The organism is Dietzia sp. DQ11-44, assembly GCF_014145205.1.
GTDB lineage: Bacteria > Actinomycetota > Actinomycetes > Mycobacteriales > Mycobacteriaceae > Dietzia > Dietzia natronolimnaea.
On record NZ_JAALEC010000140.1, the window covers coordinates 1 to 3,164 of the forward strand.

The following is a 3,164-nucleotide window of genomic DNA, read 5'->3' on the forward strand; positions in this document are numbered from 1 at the left end:
AGGCGTCGCGGCCTCGGCCTCGGCGGCCTCCTTCTCCGCGGACGTCATCTCGCGCTTCGGCTGCTCCAGCCATGCGGCCTCGCGGGGCTCCGGCAGACCGCCGTCGCGGGTGACGGACTCCAGCAGGAGCTGGGCCACGTCCACGACCTCGACCTGACCCTCCAGTTCGGTGCCATCGGTCTGCGCGGTGGCGCCGTCGGAGAGCATCACCCGACAGAACGGGCAGCCGGTGGCGATCTTGGTCGCCTTGGTCGACAGTGCCTCGTCGACGCGGTCGATGTTGATTCGCTTGCCGACCGTCTCCTCCATCCACATGCGCGCGCCGCCGGCGCCACAGCACATGGAGCGCTGGCCGTGGCGGGGCATCTCCGTGAGGGTCACTCCAGAACCGTCCATGAGCTCACGCGGGGCCTCGTAGACCTTGTTGTGACGGCCGAGGTAGCACGGGTCGTGGTAGGTCACGCCGCCGTCGATGGGGGCGACCGGCACGAGTCGCTTCTCCCGCACGAGACGGTTGAGCAGCTGCGTGTGGTGGACCACCTGGTAGTCGCCGCCGAAGTCGCCGTACTCGTTCTTCAGCGCGTTGAGGCAGTGGGCACAGGTCACGACGACCTTGCGCTGACCGGTGGGCACGCCGTCGAAGGCGTTGTTCATGGTCTCGATGTTCTGCTCGGCGAGCATCTGGAACAGGAACTCGTTGCCCGCGCGGCGGGCGGAGTCACCGGTACAGGTCTCACCCTGGCCCAGGACGGCGAACTTCACGCCGGCCGTGTGCAGCAGCGTGGCGACGGCCTGGGTGGTCTTCTTGGCGCGGTCCTCGAAGGCACCGGCACAGCCGACCCAGAAGAGGTACTCGGTGTCCGAGAAGTCCTCGATGTCCGAGCCGATGACCGGGATGTCGAAGTCGAGGGTCTTCATCCAGTCATCGCGGCCCGAGTTGTTTTGGCCCCAGGGGTTGCCCTTGTTCTCGAGGTTCTTGAACAGGCCGGCGAGCTCGGTGGGGAACTCCGACTCGATGAGCACCTGGTAGCGACGCATGTCGATGAAGTGATCGACGTGCTCGATGTCCACCGGGCACTGCTCGACGCAGGCGCCACAGGTGGTGCAGGACCACAGGGCCTCCGGGTCGATGATGCCGGCGGCCATCGGGTCGTCGGACACGTCGGCGGTGGTGTGGCCGACCAGCGGGCGCTGGGCCTCGAGGCGGGCGGCCTCGGGGATCCTGGCCAGCTTCTTCTCGTCCGGGTTGCCCTCGGCGTCGACGAGTCCCGTCTCCTCGCCCATCGTGGTCTTACCGCCGGCGAGCAGGTACGGAGCCTTGGCGTGGGCGTGGTCACGCAGGGCCATGATCATGAGCTTGGGGCTCAGCGGCTTGCCGGTGTTCCAGGCGGGGCACTGCTCCTGGCAACGGCCACACTCGGTACAGGTGGAGAAGTCCAGCCAGCCCTTCCACGAGAAGTCCTCGATCGCGCCCGCACCCAGGACGGGCTCGAAGTCCTCGTCCGCCTCGGTGCGCTCCTCGATCTTCTCCATGGTCAGCGCCTCGCCGTCCATGGTCATCGGCTTGAGGGCGCCCAGCGCGGTGCGGCCGTCGGCCTCGCGCTTGAAGTAGATGTTGAAGAACGCGGAGAAGCGGTGCCAGGCGACGCCCCAGGTGATGTTGCGGCCGACGACGTACAGCCAGATCATGCCGGTGAGCAGCTTGATCAGCGCGAAGATGGAGACCATGAGCTCGTTGGCCGGCAGGACCGTGGAGATGGGGCCGGAGACCCAGTCGGTCGACCAGTGGAAGTCCTGGCCTTCGGCGCGGTACAGCGCGAGCTTGCCGGCCTTGACGAAGATCATGCCCAGGCCCTCGAGGAGGACGACGGCCTCCACGAAGTACGCGGCCCTGCGGTCGGAACCGTTGAAGCGGTTGAGGCCCCGACGCTGGTTGACCTGGCGGATGATGATGAGCACGGTGATGCCGATGACGGTGCCCAGGCCGAGGAATTCGTCGAGCCCGTGGTACCACGTCTGATCCGACAGCCACGGCCAGCCGCCGCGCGGGTTGAACGTCTGGATGTAGGCCTCGAACCAGACGATCGAGCCGAGCATGAAGCCGATCATGACGAACCAGTGGAAGAAGCCGACCGACCGCTTCCTGGCCATCCGGGTGTGGGCGGCCACCTCGACGAACGTGTTCTTCATCCGTAAGAACGGGGAGCCGAACCGGTTGAAGCCGTCCTTCTGGCCCAGCAGGATGCTCCGGACCATCCGCGATACGCCGCCGATGAATGAGGCCCAAGCAAATAAACTGAGCAGGACACCGATCGTCCCGAGAGTGATGGTCACGCCTGACATGGTTCGCGGCCTTTCGTCGCACTTCTCGACGCACGAGCACCTGACGACCCCAGGGGTGCCCGTCGACGGTCTTGTCGTTAAAGGTAAGCCACGCGGGCCCCGTCCCACGAGTTGAGGTTCCCCTTAGCGGAGTGCACTCGATTCGTGGGACGGGGCCCGCGGGTCGTTCTGGATCAGTTGGTGCGCAGCGTCAGACCGGGATGCGCGGCCAGGACGTCGGAGATCGGGACCGCCGACAGGCGCGGGACGTACCCGTTCTCCCTGGCCACGGCGTCGGCGTTGGCGCAGGTCCCGGTCTCGGCGACGTTGGAGGCGCTGGAGATCCCCAGGGCCTTGTCGCCCGAGAACACGACGCCGCCGCTGTCCCCGGGGAGGGCGCAGAGATCCACCGTGAACGCGTTGGCGATGGTGCGGGAGCCGGCGACGTCGATCATCGCGCCGACCTCGGAGACGGTGCCACAGGAGAAACCGGTCCGGAACCCTGTCTTGCAGGCCTTCTGTCCGACGACCGGGTCGGCTGTGCCGGTGATCGCCTGGGTGGTGTCGGGGCCGGCGCCGACCAGGTTGGTGCGGAAGCGGTCGGCGAGCTCCGGGTCGACGGCCACGAGCGCCGTGTCGATGCCGTCGTGCTGGGTCCGCGTCATGGTGCCGAACTCCTCGCCGTCGGCGAACGCGGCGCGGGTGCCGTCGGCGCCCGCACAGTGCGCGGCGGTGACGACGACGGGCGTGCCGTCGAGCTCGCCGTTGAACCCGGTGGAGCACTCGAGGATCCCGCCCGGGACCGCGACGGAGTAGGCGGTGCCCCCGGCGATGGGGCCGGA

At 67.8% G+C, this 3,164-nt stretch carries 2 protein-coding genes; both read right to left on the minus strand.

The features are described from left to right. Positions 1 to 2,343, minus strand: a 2,343-nt coding sequence (locus G6018_RS04320; protein WP_241731988.1) for a (Fe-S)-binding protein, incomplete at its 3' end; no start/stop codon positions are given. Between the two features lie 173 nt (positions 2,344 to 2,516). Then, positions 2,517 to 3,164: S1 family peptidase (locus G6018_RS04325; protein WP_241731989.1), on the minus strand; the 648-nt coding region annotated here is incomplete at its 5' end.